This window comes from Pseudomonas sp. NPDC089752 (genome assembly GCF_044748725.1).
GTDB lineage: Bacteria > Pseudomonadota > Gammaproteobacteria > Pseudomonadales > Pseudomonadaceae > Aquipseudomonas.
On sequence record NZ_JBIVGP010000006.1, the window covers coordinates 116686 to 137337 of the forward strand.

General features: G+C 64.1%; 15 protein-coding genes. 7 read left to right on the top strand and 8 right to left on the bottom strand.

Annotated elements, in window-relative coordinates; genetic code table 11:
- Positions 1 to 62: 62 nt before the first annotated feature.
- From ACIPZF_RS11895 to ACIPZF_RS11920, 6 genes are read right to left on the bottom strand one after another with little or no spacing between them, the layout of a single operon-like run.
- The gene (locus ACIPZF_RS11895; RefSeq protein ID WP_400799143.1) at positions 63 to 1685 is read right to left on the bottom strand and encodes a BatD family protein; all 1623 of its coding nucleotides are present in this window, start codon (positions 1683 to 1685) and stop codon (positions 63 to 65) included.
- The gene (locus ACIPZF_RS11900) at positions 1682 to 3400 is read right to left on the bottom strand and encodes a tetratricopeptide repeat protein (protein WP_400799145.1); all 1719 of its coding nucleotides are present in this window, start codon (positions 3398 to 3400) and stop codon (positions 1682 to 1684) included. The genes ACIPZF_RS11895 and ACIPZF_RS11900 overlap by 4 nt, the downstream gene beginning before the upstream one ends.
- On the bottom strand, positions 3397 to 4473 hold the full coding sequence (locus tag ACIPZF_RS11905; RefSeq protein WP_400799148.1) for a vWA domain-containing protein: 1077 nt from the start codon (positions 4471 to 4473) through the stop codon (positions 3397 to 3399). Before ACIPZF_RS11905 ends, ACIPZF_RS11900 begins: the two co-directional genes overlap by 4 nt.
- Positions 4466 to 4960 (bottom strand): DUF4381 domain-containing protein, encoded by a 495-nt coding sequence (locus ACIPZF_RS11910; protein ID WP_400799151.1) that lies wholly within the window; start codon positions 4958 to 4960, stop codon positions 4466 to 4468. The genes ACIPZF_RS11905 and ACIPZF_RS11910 overlap by 8 nt, the downstream gene beginning before the upstream one ends.
- A gap of 13 nt (positions 4961 to 4973) precedes the next feature.
- A complete protein-coding gene (locus ACIPZF_RS11915) occupies positions 4974 to 5918 on the bottom strand; it encodes a DUF58 domain-containing protein (RefSeq protein ID WP_400799154.1) in 945 nt (314 codons plus the stop codon).
- Positions 5919 to 5922: 4 nt separating this feature from the next.
- Positions 5923 to 6882, bottom strand: coding sequence for a MoxR family ATPase (locus tag ACIPZF_RS11920; protein WP_039601915.1), 960 nt, complete (start codon positions 6880 to 6882; stop codon positions 5923 to 5925).
- 189 nt (positions 6883 to 7071) lie between these two features.
- Between ACIPZF_RS11920 and ACIPZF_RS11925 the strand changes: the two genes are divergently transcribed.
- Positions 7072 to 8337, top strand: coding sequence for a phospholipase effector Tle1 domain-containing protein (locus ACIPZF_RS11925; protein WP_400799156.1), 1266 nt, complete (start codon positions 7072 to 7074; stop codon positions 8335 to 8337).
- 106 nt (positions 8338 to 8443) lie between these two features.
- Here ACIPZF_RS11925 and ACIPZF_RS11930 read toward each other — a convergent pair whose 3' ends face one another.
- A complete protein-coding gene (locus ACIPZF_RS11930; RefSeq protein ID WP_400799159.1) occupies positions 8444 to 8797 on the bottom strand; it encodes a hypothetical protein in 354 nt (117 codons plus the stop codon).
- 249 nt (positions 8798 to 9046) lie between these two features.
- Between ACIPZF_RS11930 and ACIPZF_RS11935 the strand changes: the two genes are divergently transcribed.
- Positions 9047 to 13912, top strand: coding sequence for an NAD-glutamate dehydrogenase (locus ACIPZF_RS11935; protein WP_400799162.1), 4866 nt, complete (start codon positions 9047 to 9049; stop codon positions 13910 to 13912).
- A 167-nt stretch (positions 13913 to 14079) separates the two neighbouring features.
- On the opposite strand, the gene ACIPZF_RS11940 is transcribed toward ACIPZF_RS11935, so the two are convergent.
- Complete coding sequence (locus ACIPZF_RS11940) at positions 14080 to 14898, bottom strand: pyruvate, water dikinase regulatory protein (RefSeq protein ID WP_400799164.1); 819 nt, start codon at positions 14896 to 14898, stop codon at positions 14080 to 14082.
- Between the two features lie 188 nt (positions 14899 to 15086).
- Here ACIPZF_RS11940 and ppsA point away from each other — a divergent pair, with 188 nt between their 5' ends.
- The 5 genes from ppsA to ACIPZF_RS11965 all read left to right on the top strand — a co-directional run bounded on the left by ppsA (position 15087) and on the right by ACIPZF_RS11965 (position 20650).
- Complete coding sequence (gene ppsA, locus ACIPZF_RS11945) at positions 15087 to 17462, top strand: phosphoenolpyruvate synthase (protein ID WP_400799167.1); 2376 nt, start codon at positions 15087 to 15089, stop codon at positions 17460 to 17462.
- Between the two features lie 102 nt (positions 17463 to 17564).
- Positions 17565 to 18557, top strand: coding sequence for an alpha/beta fold hydrolase (locus tag ACIPZF_RS11950; protein WP_400799170.1), 993 nt, complete (start codon positions 17565 to 17567; stop codon positions 18555 to 18557).
- Positions 18558 to 18778: 221 nt separating this feature from the next.
- Entirely contained in the window at positions 18779 to 19270 is a 492-nt protein-coding gene (gene rraA, locus ACIPZF_RS11955) for a ribonuclease E activity regulator RraA (RefSeq protein ID WP_400799173.1), read from the top strand.
- Positions 19271 to 19297: 27 nt separating this feature from the next.
- Positions 19298 to 20293: a zinc transporter ZntB gene (locus tag ACIPZF_RS11960; RefSeq protein WP_400799176.1), complete on the top strand. Its 996-nt coding sequence runs from the start codon at positions 19298 to 19300 to the stop codon at positions 20291 to 20293.
- 93 nt (positions 20294 to 20386) lie between these two features.
- Positions 20387 to 20650: a CrfX protein gene (locus tag ACIPZF_RS11965; protein WP_400799178.1), complete on the top strand. Its 264-nt coding sequence runs from the start codon at positions 20387 to 20389 to the stop codon at positions 20648 to 20650.
- Positions 20651 to 20652: the final 2 nt, after the last annotated feature.

Below are 20652 nucleotides of genomic sequence, written 5' to 3' on the forward strand. Positions count from 1 at the left end.
GGAGGGCACCGGCTTCGCCGGTGTTCGCGGCTGAAGCCGCTCCTACAGGTTAGGGTGCCCCCTCACTTCGGATAAAGTGGCGGCAAACTTCCCGCTTCACCTGTAGGCAATAGCACCTGCTCCGCCGGTGGAATCGTCCCGATCGCCCGCCACAGATCCTCGCCCTGCCAGTACTGGCCACTCTCGCTGTAAAGCGCCCCATTCAACCCATCCAGCGCATCCGACAGCGGCACGAACCGCGCCGCCATCTCGGCCAGGGTCTCCGGCTGCTGACGTGCCCAGGCATCGAGCGCCTGGCGCGTGGCCTGCGGGTCGTTGGCCTGGCAGGCGCGCTTGAGATCGTCCAGCAGGGTGCGTGGGCTGGGGCCAGTCTGCGCGGCGCGCAGCACGGCCGGTTGCGAGCGAGCGCGCCACCACAGGGTGAAGCCGAGCAACGTGGTCAGGGCGAACACCAGGGTGGCGACCTGCCAGGGCCAGAGCAGCCGGCTGGCACTGCTGGCATCGCCTACCGGGGTTTCGGCGCTCAAGGCCGGGTTGTCCTGCACGTTCAGGGTACGTGCCGGCAGGCTGGAATGCTCCAGATGGTCCTCACGGGTGTTCCACCAGGTAACCTCCAACGCCGGTAGCGCCAAGTCGCCGCTGTGGGTCGGCACCAGCGCTTCGCGTTCCTCGCGGTTGGCGGTCATGCCGCGTTCGTTGATTTCGTTGCGCAGCAGTGGCTGGTCCGGGTAGCGGCGCAGGCCGACGATTTCGGTGGCCGGCAGTGGCGGCAGCTGGGTGCTGGACAACCCTTCGGCGCGCAGGGTGATGCTGCGGGTCAACGAGTCGCCGATCTGCGTCTGCTGGCTGCCGGGGTCGGGGTTCCAGTGTTCTTCAAGGTTCAGGCTGCGGGCGGGCAGCCAGGGCGCATTTGCGGGCCAGGCGGCGGGGATCGGGCGTACGGTCAGGCGCAGTGGCAGCGAGCTGACTTGTACTTGGCGCCCTGGCGCGGTGCCGGCGACTTGCTCGGCATCGGCGGCGGCAGTTGCGGTGAACGTCAGGGGTGGAATATTCAGCTCGCCGCTCTGCAGCGGGTAGAGCGCATAGCGGGTTTCGATCACCCCGTGGCGTACGCCGTTGATTTCCTTTTCATAGGTGCGCGATTCGCCCAGCGGCTCGACCTTGGCGTTCTCCAGCTGCAATGGGCTGAGGCTGCTGTCGTCATACAGCGACACCGAGTGGTAGATGCGCAGGGTCAGCACGGCCTGGGCCTGGACGTACACTTCGTTGCTGTCCAGGGTGGCTTCTACGAACACTTGGAAGGCGCTGTCCGGGCGGTTGCTGTCGGCCTGCTGTACCTGCAAGTCGATGGCTTGGCTGCGCGACTGGCCCAGTTGCAGCTCAGGGATACGCAGGCTGCCGCTGCGCCGGGGCAGCAGGGTGATGATCCAGCGGGTGCTGGCGCGGGTCTCACCGTCGAGCGTGTGCAGGCTGTTCAGCTGGCGCGTGCCGCGTACTTCGAAGTCGCCGTCGAGCGCGCGCAGGTCGGGCTTGCCGAACTGGGTCACGTCCTGGCTTTCGAGGGTCAGCTCCAGGGTTTCACCGGCTTCCAGGCGGGTGCGGTCGACACTGGCCTGCAGGGTCGGTTCGGCCTGGGCAAGCAGTGCCCATGCAAGACCAAGGAGAAAGACGCCGAGGCGACTCATCGTTGAGATTCCTGATGCAATTGCTGTTCATACCAGAATTTGCGCCGCAGCAGTTCCGCCGGATTGTCGGGGATCTCCCGCAGCCATTGTTCAAGGGCCTGGCGTTGCTCGGCATCGAGGCTGGTCGACACCGGCCGCTGGGGCGGCTGGGTGATGTCGTCGTCGCCTGCGCCCTGGGTGCCAGGTGTGGCCTGGCTGTTGCCGCTGTCATCGCCGGGTTGTTTCGCGTTGGCTTGTTCATCGCTGCCAGGTGTGCCCTGCGCCGGGCTATTGGCGGAGCTGCTGTTGCCCTCGGTCTCGCTGCCTGGCGTGCCTTGGGCATCGCCTTTTGCCGGTTGTTCCTCGGCCTGCGCCTCGCGTTGGCGCAACAGCTGCTGGATCAGCGCCTGGTTGTCCAGCGCAGGCTTGAGGTCAGGCTGGCGCTCCAGGGCTTGCTCATAGGCATCCAGGGCAGCTTCCAGTTCACCACTGCGGGCGAGGGCGTTGCCTCGATTGTAGTGGGCTTCGGCGCTGTTGCCCTGGGCGAATGCCTTGGCTGCGGCGGCGTAGTCGCCCGCCTGATAGAGCGCCATGCCTCGCCATTGTGGGTCTTGGAAATACCGGGCGGCCTGCGCCGGTTGGTTGCGTTCGAGCAGCCGCTGGCCCTGTTGGTCGGGACGCAACCACAGGTCGTTGAACTCGAACGCCTGGCTCGGCTGCGGTACCGCCAGCAGCAGCGGCAGGCAGAACAACCAGCCGCGTCGACCTGCGCAGGCAGCCAGCAGCAACAGCGGAATCAGCAACCAATAGCCCTGGTCGGCCCAGCTGTCGAGCTGCACGTTCTGGCCATCGCTGCGCAGGCTGCGCGGCGTGTCGAACAGGCCGAGGCCACGCAGGTCGAGGTCGTCGATGCGGGCGTGGCGGTAGCGCCCGCCGGTGCCGTTGATGAAGGCCTTGAGGCCGGGGCTGTCCAGGCGTGGCACCAGGATGCCGCCCTGGTCGTCCTTGAGAAACTCGCCGTTGGCCTGACGCACCGGCGCGCCGTCGCGGGTACCGATGCCCAGCATCAGCAGGCTCGGACCTTGGCGCCCAAGGGCCTGGACGATGCCCTGGCGCTCGGGCGCGCTCAGCGCCGAGCCGACCAGCAGCAGTCGGCCCTGGCCCAGGCCGCTCTGTGCCAGCAGGGCCAGGCCTTTTTGCACGGCCAGGTCGGCGCGTTGGCCGGGTTGCGGCATGATCGACGGGTCGACCGCCTCGAGCAGGTTGCGCGTGGTACCCAGGTCATCTGACAGCGGCACCAGGGTGTGGGCCGAGCCTGCGTAGACGATCAACGCGGTCTGGCTGTCGCGGCGGTGTTCGAGCAGGTCGAGAATTTTGCGTCGGGCCTGTTGCAGGCGGTTGGGCGAAGTGTCCTCGGCGAGCATCTGCGGGGTCAATTCGAGCAGGATGATCAGCGGATCGGCCGGACGCTGACGCGTTTCTTCCAGGCGCTGCCAGCTTGGCCCGAGCAGGGCCAGCACGATCAGCAGCCAGGCGAGGCCAAGGGCGATCCACGGCAGCTTGCTGTTGCTGCCGCTGCCGCCACCGAGCAGCACCGGGTGGAACGCCTGCGGCAGGATCATCTGCCAGCGCCCGGCGCGCTTGCGCCGGTGCCACAGCTTGAACAGCAGCCAGGCGAGCAGCGGCACCACGAGCAGCCAGAGGGGGCGCAACCATTGCGGCCAGAGATCGATCATCGGCGCTTCCTCAGGCGCAGCCGTTTCAGCCGCTCACGCCATTCCGGGTGAGGTTGCAGGAAGCGCGGTTTGCGCAGCGCCCGTTGCAGCAGGTTGTCTGGCCATTGCACTGCCACTACCAGCAGCACGCTGAGCAGCAAGGCCAGGGCCAGGGGCCAAGCGTACAGCGCCTTGGCCGTGCGTGCCTGGGTCGGCTGCTGGGCGACGGGTTCGAGTTGGTCGAGGGTGTCGCCGATGGCATCCAGTTCGGCGCCGTCGTGGGCGCGGAAATAGGCGCCCTGGGTCAGCTCGGCGATTTCCTTGAGCGACGCTTCATCGAGGTCCAGGCTCGGATTGAGGCCAAGCAGGCCGGGTGTGCCACTGGCCTCGGGATTGGCGCCGATGCCGATGGTGTAGATGCGCACGCCCTCCTGGGCGGCCAGGCGGGCGGCGGTCAGCGGGTGGATCTGCCCGCCGTTGTTGGCGCCGTCGGTGATCAGCACCAGCACTCGGCTTTGTGCCGGGCGCTGGCGCAGGCGCTTGACTGCCAGGCCGATGGCGTCGCCGATGGCGGTATTCTTGCCAGCGATGCCGATCTGCGCCTCGTCCAGGAAGGTACGTACAGTGCGCCGGTCGAAGGTCAGTGGCGCCTGCAGAAAAGCCTGGCTGCCGAACAGGATCAGGCCGACACGGTCGCCCTTGCGATCTTGCAGGAAATCACCGAGCAGCGCCTTGACCAGGTCGAGGCGGCTGACTTCATCGTCTTTCCACTGCATGTCGGGGAAGTCCATCGAGCCGGACACATCCACTGCCACCAGCAGATCGCGGCCACTGGCGGCCACCGGCAGCGGGTCGCCGAGCCATTGCGGGCGCGCGGCGGCGAACAGCAGCGACAGCCAGATGAGTACGAAGGGCGCTTGTTGGCGCCAGGTTGGCAGGTTCAGGCGCGCGCGCCGGCCGGCCAGGCTTTCCAACTCGTTGAGGAAGCCCACCTTGAGCACCGGCTCGCCGCTGTCGGCGGCTGGCAGCACCAGGCGCGCCAGCCAGGGCAGCGGCAGCAGCAGGAAAATCCACGGCCAGGCCAGTTCAAACATGTTTGCGAATCCAGGTTTCGACGGCCTGGCTGAGCCCGACGATGGCTTTGTCGTCCAGCTTGCACTCAGGCTTGTAGGCGCCTTCGACCAGTACCATCCAGCGCGTCAGGCCGGCGGCGGGGCAGCGGTTGTCGAGAAACGCCAGCCACTGGCGGCCGTTGAGGGTATGGCTGTTGGCCCCTGGGTAATGATTGCGGCACAGGCGTTTGAGCAACGCGTTGATCTGCTGCAGCCAGGCACCGGCCGGCGCGCCGTCGTAGGGACGCGGCAGGCGGGCCAGTTCGGCCAGGGCTTCCACGCGCACCGGGTCGAGCGGTTGCTCGGCACGCACCACCCGGCGCTTGCCGGGGCGCCAGCGGCGCATCCGCCACAGGCCCCAGGCCAGCAGCGGCAGCAAGGCGAGCAGCAGCCACCAGCCAGGCGCGGGTGGCCACAGGCCGATCGCCGACGGAGCGATCAGCGGTTGCAACTGGTCCAGTGGGTTCATAGGTTGCGGCGCTTCATGTCCCGCTCCGAGGGCGCTGGGCGTTCAGGTATTCGCGCAGCTGTTCGATCATTTCGCTTTGGGTGCTCAGTGGCATGAGCAGTACACGCAACTTCTGCGCCATCAGCTCCCAGCGTTCGATGCGTGCTTCGGCCTGTTGACGGTAAGCCTGGCGCAGGTTGGCGTCCAGGGTGTCGAGTTGCAATTGTGCGCCGTGCTGGGCGAAGCGCAGCAGGCCGGCGGCGGGCAGGGCATGGTCGAGCGGATCGGAGACGGGCAGCAGCAGCAGGTCGCAATGGCGTGAAAGCATCGCCAGGTGCTGTTCCACCTGGGGGCTGAGCGAGCGTTCGTCGCAAATGACGATAGCCAGGCTGCCGGGGCGCAGCACTTCGCGCGCGCGACGCAAGGCCAGGCCAAGGCTGTCGACCTGGGGCACGGCTTCGGTGTGCAGCGCCTGGTTGACCTTGGCCAGACGGTTGAGCAGTTGCAGCAGGCTCTGCTTGCTGCGACGCGGCTTGATTTCGTGGTGCTCGTTGTCACCGAACACCAGCCCGCCGATGCGGTCGTTGTGGCCCAGCGCGGCCCAGCCGAACAGCGCTGCGGCCTGGGCCGCCAGCACCGACTTGAACATCAGCCCCGAGCCGAAGAACAGCCGTTGGCTTTGTTCGACGAGGATGAAGATCGGCCGTTCGCGCTCTTCATGAAACAGCTTGGTGTGCGGCTCCTGGGTGCGTGCGGTGACGCGCCAGTCGATGTTGCGCACGTCATCACCGGCCTGGTAGACGCGCACCTGGTCGAAGTCGACCCCGCGACCACGCAGCTTCGAATGGTGCAGGCCGACCAATGGGCTGCGCTGGCCTGGCCGTGAGAACAGCTGGATCTCGCGTACGCGGTGACGCATGTCGATCAGTTCGGCAAGGCCGATACGGATGCCGGACTCGGCCTGCTGCGCAGTGGGCATGGGGTCAGGCAACGGCGACGACGTCGAGGATGCGCTGAACCACGCGGTCCTGGTCGACCCCCGCCGCCTCGGCCTCGAAAGACAGAATGATGCGGTGGCGCAGCACGTCGAACAGCACCGCCTGGATGTCCTCTGGGCTTACGAAGTCGCGCCCGGCCAGCCAGGCGTGGGCCCGTGCGCAGCGGTCGAGGGCGATGGAGCCACGCGGGCTGGCGCCGTAGGCGATCCAGTCGGCCAGTTCGGTATCGAACTTGGCCGGAGTGCGAGTGGCCATGACCAGCTGGACCAGGTACTCCTCCACCGCATCGGCCATGTACAGGCCGAGGATTTCCTTGCGAGCGGCAAAGATCGCCTGCTGGCTGACCCGCCGTTCGGGCTTGACCTCGCCACCCAGGGCTTCGCCACGGGCCTGGGCGAGAATGCGCCGCTCCACGGCGGCATCGGGGAAGCCGATTTTCACGTGCATCAGGAAACGGTCGAGCTGGGCTTCGGGCAGCGGATAGGTGCCTTCCTGCTCGATCGGGTTCTGCGTGGCCATGACCAGGAACAGCGGCGACAGGTCGTAGGTGCTGCGCCCGACACTGACCTGGCGCTCGGCCATGGCTTCGAGCAACGCCGACTGCACCTTGGCAGGCGCCCGGTTGATTTCGTCGGCCAGCACCAGGTTGTGGAAGATCGGCCCTTGCTGGAACACGAAACTGCCGGTTTCCGGGCGGTAGATTTCGGTACCGGTGATGTCGGCCGGCAGCAGGTCAGGGGTGAACTGAATGCGATGGAACTGCGCTTCGACCCCCTCGGCCAGCTCTTTGATGGCCTTGGTCTTGGCCAGGCCCGGGGCACCTTCGACCAGCATGTGGCCGTCGGCCAACAGCACGATCAACAGCCGCTCGACCAGTTTCTCCTGGCCTAGGATCTGGGAGGAAAGAAAGGTGCGCAGCGCGATCAGCGCTTCACGGTGTTCCATCGGCGGCGGTTCCTGGAATAGCGCCAGGGCGAGCGCAAAGCGCGACGGACCTGGCAGGGGGGGATACTTTAATCTATCCGCAGTGCCGCGTCGAAATCTGCGCGCTTTTGGGGTTGAGGCGTTTCCCGGTTTTTTGCCGTTGTGTTCTGTCGCTTCATGGGGGCCTTCGATAGCTGAAGGAGCGTGACCATGACCAAGCGCCAGCGCGTGCGGGTGGGCGTGTTTTTTGACGGTACCGGCAACAACCAGGCCAACGCCGGGCGTGATACAGGCCCTGGCCCTGCGCGCAGAGCAGGCAGTTATGCCAATGCGCCAAGCAACATTGCCCTCTTGCATGCGCTCTACCCCACAGGGAGCGTGGATGGGCAGGTTTTTCTCAAAGTCTACGTGCAGGGTGTCGGGACCCGCGAAGGTGCACCGGACTCGCTGTACGCCCAGCTGACAGGGCGCGGAGAGACGGGGGTGGAAGCTAGGGTGAAAGAGGCGTTGGTCATGGTCGACCAGCAACTGCGCAGGTACCGGCCCAGCGACGTCGAATTTGACCTCTTTGGCTTCAGTCGTGGCGCGGCGGCGGCCAGGGACCTGGCCAACCGTCTGATGGAAGCAGCGCCAGGCTTGCCGCAGGGTTTGCGCGGCGACAGGGTGATCAACTTCATCGGGCTGTTCGACACGGTCGCCGCATTCGTGGCTCCCCTGCGGGGGGACTTCGACCCTGCCAACAACCATTATCACGGCTTGCGTTTCGGATTGCGCCCAGGAGTCGCCCGGCAGACGGTACAGCTGGTGGCGGGGCAGGAGCGACGCCGCAACTTCCCTCTGGTGCGTAGCGACAACGACATCATCGTGCCGGGCGTTCACTCTAATATCGGCGGCGGCTACCGGGCACTGATGCGTGAGCAGGTACTGCTGTGCAAACCGTATTCCAGCTGGGAGGCCCGGACCACCCCGCTCAAGCGAAGCCGTGCCTACGTCCATGCCTGCGCACTGTTGGAGACGGCATTTGCCGACGTGGCGCAACCGCGGCCTCGGCTGATCAGTTGGGAAGCATCGAAAGCAGGTAGCAGAGCCAGGCGTGATGAGCCGGACAAGCAGGTTTTCGTCGCACTGTATCGAGAGCGTGAAGTGAACGGTCACCTGTCGCGTGTCTATCTCAGCGTGATGCGTGAACTGGCGCTGCGCGGCGGGGTGCCCTTTGCCCAGCTAGGCGATGTCGAGGCTCATTGGGTGCCGGAAGAACTGCAGGGCATCAGCCGCAAACTGCACGACTTTGCCTTGGGGCATCAGCAGCAGCTGCTATTGACCGAAGAGGAACACGGGCTGCTGCAGGCGAAATACGTTCACACGTCCGCGCACTGGAATGCCGTGAAAAACCTCAATAACAGTGCGCTGGATGTGTTTTACCTCGACCGGCCCTCGGAAGGCGGCCGGGTGATGCACGATAACCCGGTGAGTTGAGGTGCCTATCGGTTCTTTGCGCTGGCAATGCCTGGGGTTGTCTGTGCTGGCCTCTTCGCGGCTGAAGCCGCTCCCACTGGGGCGATGGGGCCGGTACTGAATGCACTCAGAGTTCGCTGACGAAGGTGCCAGTACCTTCCAGAATGTTACGCAAGGTCAACGCCACTTCTTCCAGATCAGTCCCCGCCGAAGTCAACACAATCTCCAGCACCTCATCCCCCTTCAACGCATCCCGATCTCCAGCCGCCACTTCGATCAGCAAGCGCTCGGCACTCAAGGTCACCTTCAACCCATCCAGCGTCGACGGCTCGTCATCCAGGGTCAGGTCCACGGTGTCCTCATCCGGGTAGCGGGTGAGCAGGAACATCTGCCCCTTGTCGCTGTGGCAGCACAGGGTCGCCATGTTGTCTTCCTCGTCATCGCAAGGGGTGGCGAACAGCACGGCAGTCTTCAATTGCATGGAAATGGCTCGGGTCAAGGGAAACGAAAGTGAATTCTGACAGCCTTGAACACATCCATAAACGTAAAGTTACCCCCCCTTGACCGAAATTGTCGCAGCGCTGCAAGCGGCGATGACCGATCAGTCGTTAAGCTTCCGCGAGCCCTGAACATTAGCGTCCGGCTTGCCACGGGTTGGCTATCGTTGATCCGTAGTCGTCGGACGCACGCGACGCTTCAACTATTACAAAGCCCAAGCGGAGTACCACAGATGGCGTTCTTCACCGCAGCCAGCAAAGCCGACTTCCAGCATCAACTGCAAGCGGCCCTGGCGCAGCACATCAGCGAACAGTCCCTGCCACAAGTGGCGCTGTTCGCCGAGCAGTTCTTCGGCATCATCTCCATGGACGAGCTCACCCAGCGCAGGCTGTCGGACCTGGCCGGCTGTACCCTTTCTGCCTGGCGCATCATCGAGCGCTTCGACCCCGAGCAACCGCAAGTGCGGGTGTACAACCCCGATTACGAACGCAATGGCTGGCAATCGACCCACACCGTGGTCGAGGTGCTGCACCACGACCTGCCGTTCCTGGTCGATTCGGTGCGTACCGAGCTCAACCGCCGCGGCTACAGCATCCACACCCTGCAGACCACGGTGCTGAGCGTGCGCCGCGATGCCAAGGGCCAGTTGCTCGAACTGCTGCCCAAGGGCAGCCAGGGCGAGGGCGTGCGCCATGAATCGCTGATGTACCTGGAGATCGACCGCTGCGCCAACGCCGCCGAGCTGAACGTGCTGACCCGCGAAATCGAGCAGGTGCTGGCCGAAGTGCGCGTGGCCGTTGCCGATTTCGAGCCGATGAAGGCCAAGCTGCGTGAAGTGGTGGCGCAGGTGGAGCAAACCGCCTATGCCCCGGCCCAACATGAAAAGGGCGAGGTAAAGGCTTTCCTCGAATGGCTGCTGGACAACCATTTCACCTTCCTCGGTTACGAAGAATTCACCGTTCAGGCCGACAGTGCCGGCGGCCAGATGGTCTACGACGCGCAGTCGTTCCTTGGCCTGCCACGCCGCCTGCGCGTTGGCCTGACGCCTGAAGAGCTGCGCATCGAAGACTACGCCGTGGCCTACCTTGCCGAGCCGCTGCTGTTGTCGTTCGCCAAGGCCGCGCTGCCTAGCCGCGTGCACCGCCCGGCGTATCCGGATTACGTATCGATCCGTCAGCTGGACGCCGACGGCAAGGTGGTCAAGGAACACCGCTTCATGGGCCTGTACACCTCTTCGGTGTATGGCGAGAGCGTGCATGCCATCCCGTACATCCGCGTCAAGGTCGCCGAAGTCGAACGCCGTTCCGGTTTCGACCCCAAGGCGCACCTGGGCAAGGAACTGGCCCAGGTACTTGAAGTGCTGCCGCGCGACGACCTGTTCCAGACCCCGATCGACGAGCTGTTCACCACCGTGATGGCGATCGTGCAGATTCAGGAACGCAACAAGATCCGCGTGTTCCTGCGCAAGGACCCGTACGGCCGCTTCTGCTACTGCCTGGCCTATGTGCCGCGGGAAATCTACTCCACCGAAGTACGGCAGAAGATCCAGCAGGTGCTGATGGAGCGCCTCAAGGCCAGCGACTGCGAGTTCTGGACCTTCTTCTCCGAGTCGGTGCTGGCGCGCGTGCAGCTGATTTTGCGGGTCGACCCGAAAAACCGCATCGACATCGACCCGCAGCAACTGGAAAACGAAGTGATCCAGGCCTGCCGCTCGTGGCATGACGATTACTCGGCGCTGGTGGTCGAGAACTTCGGCGAAGCCCAGGGCACCAACATCCTCGCCGATTTCCCCAAAGGCTTCCCGGCCGGTTACCGCGAGCGCTTCGCCGCGCATTCGGCGGTGGTCGACCTGCAGCACGTGCTGGCGTTGTCCGAGAGCAAACCGCTGGCGATGAGCTTCTACCAGCCGCTGACGCGCCTGGGCGAGCGCCTGCTGCATTGCAAGCTGTACCACGCCGATACCCCGCTGGCGCTGTCGGACGTGCTGCCGATCCTCGAGAACCTCGGCTTGCGCGTACTCGGCGAATTCCCTTACCGCCTGCGCCATGCCAGTGGTCGTGAGTACTGGATCCACGATTTTGCCTTCACCTACAGCGAAGGCTTGAATCTGGACATTCAGCAGCTTAACGACGTGCTGCAGGACGCATTCGTCCATATCGTCCAGGGTGATGCCGAGAACGATGCGTTCAACCGCCTGGTGCTCACTGCCGGGTTGCCATGGCGCGATGTGGCGCTGCTGCGTGCCTATGCCCGCTACCTCAAGCAGATTCGCCTGGGCTTCGACCTGGGTTACATCGCCAGCACCCTGAACAACCACACCGACATCGCCCGCGAGCTGACGCGGCTGTTCAAGACCCGCTTCTACCTGGCGCGCAAGCTCACCACCGATGATCTGGACGACAAGCAACAGCGCCTGGAGCAGGCCATCCTCAGCGCCCTGGACGACGTTCAGGTGCTCAACGAAGACCGCATCCTGCGGCGCTACCTGGACCTGATCAAGGCCACCCTGCGCACCAACTTCTACCAGCCTGACGCCAATGGTCAGAACAAGTCGTACTTCAGCTTCAAGTTCAACCCCAAGCTGATCCCCGAGCTGCCCAAGCCGGTACCGAAGTTCGAAATCTTCGTCTATTCGCCGCGCGTAGAGGGCGTGCACCTGCGCTTTGGCAACGTCGCCCGCGGCGGCCTGCGCTGGTCGGACCGCGAAGAAGACTTCCGCACCGAAGTGCTTGGCCTGGTCAAGGCCCAGCAGGTGAAGAACTCGGTGATCGTGCCGGTCGGCGCCAAGGGTGGCTTCCTGCCACGGCGCTTGCCGTTGGGCGGCAGCCGCGACGAAATCGCCGCTGAAGGCGTGGCCTGCTATCGCATCTTCATCTCGGGCCTGCTCGACATCACCGACAACCTCAAGGACGGCGGCGTGCTGCCACCTGCCAACGTGGTGCGTCACGATGACGACGATCCGTACCTGGTGGTGGCGGCCGACAAGGGCACTGCGACGTTCTCCGACATCGCCAACGGCATTGCCATCGACTACGGTTTCTGGCTGGGCGATGCCTTCGCCTCGGGCGGCTCTGCCGGTTACGACCACAAGAAAATGGGCATCACCGCCCGTGGTGCCTGGGTCGGCGTGCAGCGCCACTTCCGCGAGCGCGGTATCAACGTGCAGCAGGACCCGATCACCGTGATCGGTGTCGGCGACATGGCCGGTGACGTGTTCGGCAACGGCTTGCTGATGTCCGACAAGCTGCAGCTGGTAGCGGCGTTCAACCACCTGCACATCTTCATCGACCCGAACCCGGACCCGGCCACCAGCTTCGCCGAGCGCCAGCGGCTGTTCGACCTGCCGCGCTCGGCCTGGAGCGACTACGACACCAGCATCATGTCCGAGGGCGGCGGAATCTTCCCGCGCAGTGCCAAGAGCATCGCCATCAGCCCGCAGATGAAAGAACGCTTCGCCATCGAAGCCGACCGCCTGACCCCGACCGAGCTGCTGCATGCGCTGCTCAAGGCCCCGGTGGACCTGCTGTGGAATGGCGGTATCGGCACCTACGTCAAGGCCAGCAGCGAAAGCCACGCCGATGTCGGCGACAAGGCCAACGACGCCCTGCGTGTCAATGGCAATGAGCTGCGCTGCAAGGTGGTGGGCGAGGGCGGCAACCTTGGTATGACCCAGCTTGGCCGCGTCGAATTCGGCCTGCACGGTGGGGCTACCAACACCGACTTCATCGATAACGCCGGTGGCGTCGACTGCTCCGACCACGAGGTCAACATCAAGATCCTGCTCAACGAAGTGGTGCAGGGTGGCGACATGACCGAGAAGCAGCGCAACCAGCTGCTCGGCAGCATGACCGATGAAGTGGCCGGCCTGGTGCTGGGCAACAACTACAAGCAGACCCAGGCACTGTCGCTGGCGGCGCGTCGCGCCCGGGAGCGGATCGCCGAGTACAAGCGTCTGATGGCTGACCTGGAAGGCCGCGGCAAGCTGGACCGGGCCATCGAGTTTCTGCCGTCCGAAGAGCAATTGGCCGAGCGCCTGGCCGCAGGCCAGGGCCTGACCCGTGCCGAGCTGTCGGTGCTGATTTCGTACAGCAAGATCGACCTCAAGGAACAATTGCTCAAGTCGCTGGTGCCGGACGACGACTACCTGACCCGCGACATGGAGACTGCCTTCCCGCCGTCGCTGGTCAGCAAGTTCGCCGACGCCATGCGTCGCCACCGCCTGAAGCGCGAGATCGTCAGCACCCAGATCGCCAACGACCTGGTCAACAACATGGGCATCACCTTCGTCCAGCGGCTGAAGGAGTCGACGGGCATGAGCCCGGCCAACGTCGCTGGGGCCTATGTGATCGTGCGCGACATCTTCCACCTGCCGCATTGGTTCCGCCAGATCGAGGCGCTGGATTACCAGGTGCCGGCAGAAATCCAGCTGACGTTGATGGACGAGCTGATGCGTCTGGGCCGCCGCGCCACGCGCTGGTTCCTGCGCAGCCGCCGCAATGAGCAGGACGCCGGGCGTGACACCGCGCACTTCGGGCCTAAGATCGCGCAGTTGGGGCTGAAGCTCGACGAACTGCTGGAAGGCCCGACCCGCGAACGCTGGATGGTTCGCTACCAGGGCTTCGTCGAAGCCGGTGTGCCCGAGCTGCTGGCGCGTATGGTGGCTGGCACCAGCCACTTGTACACGCTGCTGCCAATCATCGAGGCCGCCGACGTGACCGGGCATGAACCGGCCCAGGTGGCCAAGGCGTTCTTCGCCGTGGGTAGCGCGCTGGACCTGACCTGGTATTTGCAGGAAATCAGCAACCTGCCAGTGGAGAACAACTGGCAGGCCCTGGCCCGCGAGGCGTTCCGCGACGACATCGACCTGCAGCAGCGGGCGATCACCATCTCGGTATTGCAGATGGCCGATGCCCCGGAAGACATGGATGCCCGCGTGGCGCTGTGGGCCGAGCAGCACCGGGTGATGGTCGAGCGCTGGCGCGCGATGCTCGACGATCTGCGCAATGCCACCGGTACTGACTATGCGATGTATGCGGTGGCCAACCGCGAGCTGGTCGACCTGGCGATGAGCGGGCAGGCGGCGGTGGTGCCGTCCTGATCGGTCAGTTGAAATGAGAAAGCCCCGGCAGTGATGTCGGGGCTTTTGTTTATGTCTGTACCGGCCCTTTCGCGGGGCAAGCCCGCTCCCACAGGTTCCCCACTGTCCTCAGGCTCAGTGGGGAACCTGTGGGAGCGGGCTTGCCCCGCGAAAGGGCCGGAACAGGCCTACTTGAACCGCCGCTCCACTCCTTTCTCCACCAGAATCTTCGCCGAAATCTCTTCCACCGAAAAATGCGTGGAATTGATGTTGGGAATATTCTCCCGACGGAACAGGTTCTCCACCTCGCGCACCTCGAACTCGCACTGGGCGAAGCTCGAGTAGCGGCTGTTGGGCTTGCGCTCATGGCGGATGGCAGTCAGGCGATCAGGGTCGATGGTCAGACCAAACAGCTTGTTGTGGTGCTTCTTCAGCACCGCCGGCAATTGCAGGCGCTCCATATCGTCTTCGGTGAGCGGATAGTTGGCCGCACGAATGCCGAACTGCATGGCCATGTACAGGCAAGTCGGGGTCTTGCCGCAGCGCGATACACCTACCAGGATCAGGTCGGCCTTGTCGTAGTAGTGGGTGCGCGCGCCGTCGTCGTTGTCGAGAGCGAAGTTGACCGCCTCGATGCGCTCCATGTAGTTGGAATTGCCACCGATCGAGTGGGATTTGCCCACGGAATACGACGAATGGGCGGTCAATTCCTGTTCGAGCGGGGATAAAAACGTCGAAAAGATGTCGATCATGAAGCCGTTCGACGTCGCCAGGATCTCACGGATGTCCTGATTGACGATGGTGTCGAAGATGATCGGCCGCACGCCGTCGCGTTCGGCGGCAGCGTTGATCTGCTGCACCATGGTCCGTGCCTTGTCCGGCGTATCGATGTACGGACGGGTGAATTTGTTGAACGGAATGCTATCGAATTGTGCGAGCAGGCTTTGGCCCAGGGTTTCGGCTGTGATGCCGGTGCCATCGGAGATGAAGAACGCGGTTCGTTTCATTTGCGACAGGGCCTTAAGCTGATGACGTTTCTTGGATATGATAAGTTCGGTTTGCCGAATGCGGCTGTCGGCATTCTGCCATATTTTGAGAGCCTATTTTCCAGGTACCGGCTACAAACGCCCGGCCAAGTCACTCAGGCAGGCGGGCGCACTTGAGCTTTTCCAACACAGTTAGTGGAGAGATCACCTTGGTAGAGTACGTAGTTTCCCTCGATAAGCTCGGCGTCCATGATGTGGAGCATGTGGGGGGCAAGAACGCATCCCTGGGCGAGATGATCAGTAACCTCGCCGGTGCCGGCGTGTCGGTGCCGGGCGGCTTTGCCACTACGGCTCAGGCGTACCGTGATTTTCTCGAGCAGAGCGGGCTGAACGACCGCATTCACGCCGCGCTCGACGCGCTGGACGTCGACGACATCAATGCCCTGACCAAGACCGGCGCGCAAATCCGCCAGTGGGTCATGGAAGCCGAGTTCCCGGCACGTCTTGATTCGGAAATCCGTACGGCCTTCGCCGAAATGGCCGCCGGTAACGACAACATGGCCGTCGCCGTGCGCTCCTCGGCCACCGCCGAAGACCTGCCGGACGCATCCTTCGCCGGTCAGCAGGAAACCTTCCTCAACATCCGCGGCGTCGACAACGTGATCCGCGCAGCCAAGGAAGTGTTCGCCTCGCTGTTCAACGACCGCGCCATCGCCTATCGCGTGCACCAGGGCTTCGACCACAAGCTGGTGGCCCTGTCGGCGGGCGTGCAGCGCATGGTTCGTTCGGAAACCGGCACCGCCGGCGTGATGTTCACCCTCGACACCGAGTCGGGCTTCCGCGACGTGGTGTTCATCACCGGCGCCTATGGCCTGGGCGAAACCGTGGTGCAGGGTGCGGTCAACCCTGACGAATTCTACGTGCACAAGAACACCCTGCAGGCCGGCCGCCCGGCCATCCTGCGCCGCAACCTGGGCAGCAAGGCGATCAAGATGATCTACGGCGACGAGGCCAAGGCCGGTCGCTCGGTCAAGACCGTCGAAGTCGACCGTGCCGAGCGTGCGCGGTTCTGCCTGACAGACACCGAGGTCAGCGAGTTGGCCAAGCAGGCCATGATCATCGAGCAGCACTACCAGCGCCCGATGGACATCGAGTGGGCCAAGGACGGTGACGACGGCAAGCTGTACATCGTTCAGGCCCGTCCTGAAACCGTGAAGAGCCGCGCCAGTGCCAACGTCATGGAACGCTACCTGCTCAAAGAGAAGGGCACCGTGCTGGTCGAAGGCCGCGCGATCGGCCAGCGTATTGGCGCCGGCAAGGTCCGCGTGATCAAAGATGTGTCCGAAATGGACAAGGTGCAGCCGGGCGACGTACTGGTCTCCGACATGACCGACCCGGACTGGGAACCGGTGATGAAGCGCGCCAGCGCCATCGTTACCAACCGAGGCGGGCGCACCTGCCACGCGGCGATCATCGCCCGTGAGCTGGGTATTCCGGCAGTGGTCGGTTGCGGCAACGCCACCCAGCTGCTCAAGGATGGCCAGGGCGTGACCGTTTCGTGCGCCGAAGGCGATACCGGCTTCATCTTCGAAGGTGAGCTGGGCTTCGACGTCAAGCAGAACTCGGTCGATGCCATGCCGGACCTGCCGTTCAAGATCATGATGAACGTCGGCAACCCGGACCGCGCCTTCGACTTCGCCCAGCTGCCTAACGCTGGTGTCGGCCTGGCGCGCCTGGAATTCATCATCAACCGCATGATCGGCGTGCACCCCAAGGCACTGCTCAACTATGCCGGCCTGCCATCGGAGCTCAAAGAAAGCGTCGACAAGCGCATCGCCGGCTACGACGACCCGGTCGGGTTCTACGTCGAGAAGCTGGTCGAGGGCATCAGCACCCTGGCAGCGGCCTTCTACCCGAAAAAGGTCATCGTGCGCCTGTCGGACTTCAAGTCCAACGAGTACGCCAACCTGATCGGCGGCAAGCTGTACGAGCCGGAAGAAGAGAACCCGATGCTGGGCTTCCGCGGTGCTTCGCGCTACATCAGCGAGTCGTTCCGTGACTGCTTCGAGCTCGAATGCCGTGCGCTCAAGCGTGTGCGCAACGAGATGGGCCTGACCAACGTCGAGATCATGGTGCCGTTCGTGCGCACCCTGGGCGAAGCCAGCCAGGTCATCGACCTGCTCGCCGAAAACGGCCTGGCCCGTGGCGACAACGGCCTGCGCGTGATCATGATGTGCGAGCTGCCGTCCAACGCCATTCTGGCCGAAGAGTTCCTCGAGTACTTCGACGGTTTCTCCATCGGTTCGAACGACCTGACCCAGCTGACCCTGGGCCTGGACCGCGACTCGGGCATCATTGCCCACCTGTTCGACGAGCGTAACCCTGCAGTGAAGAAGCTGCTGGCCAACGCCATCCAGGCGTGCAACAAGGCCGGCAAGTACATCGGCATCTGCGGTCAAGGCCCGTCGGACCATCCGGACCTCGCCAAGTGGCTGATGGAGCAGGGCATCGAAAGCGTGTCGCTGAACCCGGACTCGGTACTCGAAACCTGGTTTTTCCTGGCCGAAGGCCAAGGCGCGGCCTGATGCGGTAAAACGCGGGGGTGCGTCTGGCGCGCCCCCGCCTGGTTTTTTCCAGGGCGAGTTCCAGCAATGGATCCCGCCCTTTTTTGTGCACCAAGCTACCTTATGCAAAGCAGCAGCTCTTTATTCCCCGTGGCCCTGCTCAGTGCCGAGCGCCGCGGTGACCTCAGCGAGGACGTGTACCGAATCAAGGCCGGCAACAGCCCTGACCCCAGCGTCGAGCTGGCCGTGACCCGCCTGGGCCTGGCCGATCAGGGCGGTGCCCAGGGCGAGCCGGTCATCCTCCTGCACGGCAGTTTTTCCAACCGGCGCTTCTGGTATTCGGCCAAAGGCATCGGCTTGGGTGCCTACCTGGCGCGCGCGGGCTTCGATGTGTGGATTCCCGAAATGCGCGGCCATGGCCTGTCGCCACGCAACCGGCAATGGCAGCACAACCGGGTGGCCGATTATGCCCGCGATGACTTGCCGCTGATCGCAGCGTTCGTGCAGGAGCAGTCTGGCAGGGCGCCGCACTGGATCGGCCACTCTCTGGGTGGCACTACTTTGGCGGCAGCGTTGGGAGGTGGTTTTTTGCCGGCCGAGCAGGTCGCCAGTGCCGCGTTTTTCGGCACCCAGATCAGCCGGGTGTACTGGCCGTTGAAGTTGCCGCCTGTGACCTGGGGCGCGAAGCTGCTGCTCAAGCGCTGGGGGCAGATTTCCGGGCCGCGGTTCAAGCGCGGGCCGGAGGACGAGCCAATCGGCCTGGCCCTGGAAAGCTTGCGCTGGCATGGCCTGTTCGGGCGTTTTGGCGACAAGGACAATGACTGGTGGGCCGGGCTTGCCGATGTGGATGTGCCGGTACTGGCAGTGGCAGGTGCGGGGGACTTCCAGGACCCGGTCTGGGCCTGTCGCAAGCTGTTCGATCAGCTCGGTGGTGAGCGCAAGCAGTTCCTCCGGTTGGGCCTCGAGGAAGGTTTCGACGCGTTCGGGCATGTCGACATGCTGGTCAGCAAAGCCGCGCAGGCGCAGGTGTGGCCGCTGGTCGAGCGTTGGCTGCGTCAGCCGTTGCTGCCGGTGCATGCGTCGACGGTGGGGCGCGAGCCCGTTTCGGTCGGCTGATTTTTTGTTGTCTGTGTCGGCCTCTTCGCGGGGCAAGCCCGCTCCCACAAGTTCTCCACTGAACAGGAAGAGAGTGGTGAGCCTGTGGGAGCGGGCTTGCCCCGCGAAGAGGGCGGCACAGACAAAAGCCGGATGACCACTCAGTCCCGGATGACTGCGACAGCCTTGGCGGTGTAGCCTTGGCCGACACCCGCTTTCGTTATGACTGACAGGAGCTTGCCATGCAGCATTACGTAACGCCCGACCTGTGCGACGCCTACCCAGACCTGGTTCAGGTACTGGAGCCAATGTTCAGCAACTTCGGTGGCCGCGATTCGTTCGGCGGCCAGATCGTCACCCTCAAATGCTTCGAAGACAACTCGCTGGTCAAGGAGCAGGTCGAGCTCGACGGCAAGGGCAAGGTCCTGGTAGTCGACGGCGGAGGTTCGCTGCGCTGTGCATTGTTGGGCGACATGCTTGCCGAGAAAGCCGCCAAGAATGGTTGGGAAGGCCTGGTGATCTACGGCTGCGTACGTGATGTGGACATCTTGATCCAGACGAGCGTGGGCGTGCAGGCGCTGGCCAGTCATCCGAAAAAGAGCAACAAGCGGGGCGTCGGCGAACTCGACGTTCCGGTGACCTTCGCGGGCGTGACCTTCCGCTCGGGCGAGTACGTGTATGCCGACAACAATGGCGTGATCGTCTCGCCAAGCCCGCTGAAAATGCCGGAGTGATGCGCCGCACGCGCTGATGGAGCTTTGATGTTCGAGGAAGACAACGCGCAGTGGGGGCTGGTGCATGCCCTGGTGCTCGATGGTAAAGGTGGCGCGCGTTCGATTGCCCGTACCGAGCTGGACGACCTGGCCTTGCAGCCACAGGAAAGCCTGTGGCTGCACTGGGACCGCAGCCATCCGCAAACCCGTACCTGGCTGCTGCAGGAAAGTGGCCTGAGCGAATTCGCCTGCGACCTGCTGCTGGAGGAAAATACTCGGCCACGTCTATTGCCGCTGGCCGATGAACAATTGTTGCTGTTTTTGCGCGGGGTCAACCTCAACCCGGGCGCCGAGCCTGAAGACATGGTCTCGGTGCGTATCTTCGCCCAGGCGCAGCGGGTGATTTCCCTGCGCTTGCGGCCACTGCGCGCCAGTGACGAGATGCTTCAGCTGCTGGACGAGGGCAGGGGGCCGAAGTCGGCATCCGAGCTGTTGCTGCTGATGGGTGAATTGCTGACCGAGAAGGTCCAGGGCCTGGTCAGTGACTTGTCGGAGCTGGTCGATCTGGAAGAAGAGAAGGTCGAATCCGACGAGCGGTATACCCCGGAGCACGGCAGCTTGCAGCAGATCCGCCGACGCGCCGCCGGTTTGCGGCGTTTTCTCGCGCCCCAGCGAGAAATCTATGCCCAGCTGTCGCGCAGCAAATGGAGCTGGTTCGCCGACGCCGACGCCGATTACTGGAACGAGTTGAACAACAGCCTGATCCGCTACCTGGAAGAGCTGGAGCTGGCCCGCGAGCGGGCAGCGCTGGTACTGGAGAGCGAGGACCGGCGGCGCAGCGAGCGGATGAACCGGACCATGTACCGCTTCGGCATCATCACCTGCATCTTCCTGCCCATGAGCTTCATCACCGGTTTGCTCGGCATCAACGTCGGCGGCATCCCAGGTGCGGAAAACCCTTATGGCTTCCTGTTTGCCTGCATCGTCGTGCTGGGCCTGGCGGTGGGGCAGTGGTGGCTGTTCCGTCGGCTGCGCTGGGTATGAAGGTGTCGAGTCATTTTGAAACACTCGTGCCAGGGCGATGTGTGACCCATCGCCCGGCGCCCTCGTCTCTGACTGACACTGCGCGAGGTGCCTATGCACGATCCGTTTGAAGAATCCCTGCGTGACCTGCTCAAGGCGTCGCCGTCCGGTGAGGACAGAGACGACGCCGCATGCCTGGGTCGCGTGCTGAAAACCGCCAACCGCCAGGTCGGTGCGGGTGATCTGTTCAGCCTGCTGGGCCGCTGGAGCCAGGCGCTGCTGATCGCCGTGAACAATGGCTCGGCGCATGTTGCGCCGGTGCGCCGCCATTCTGCCCGTAACGCTGCCGCTGGCAGCAAAGCTGATAAGGCCGATTGAAT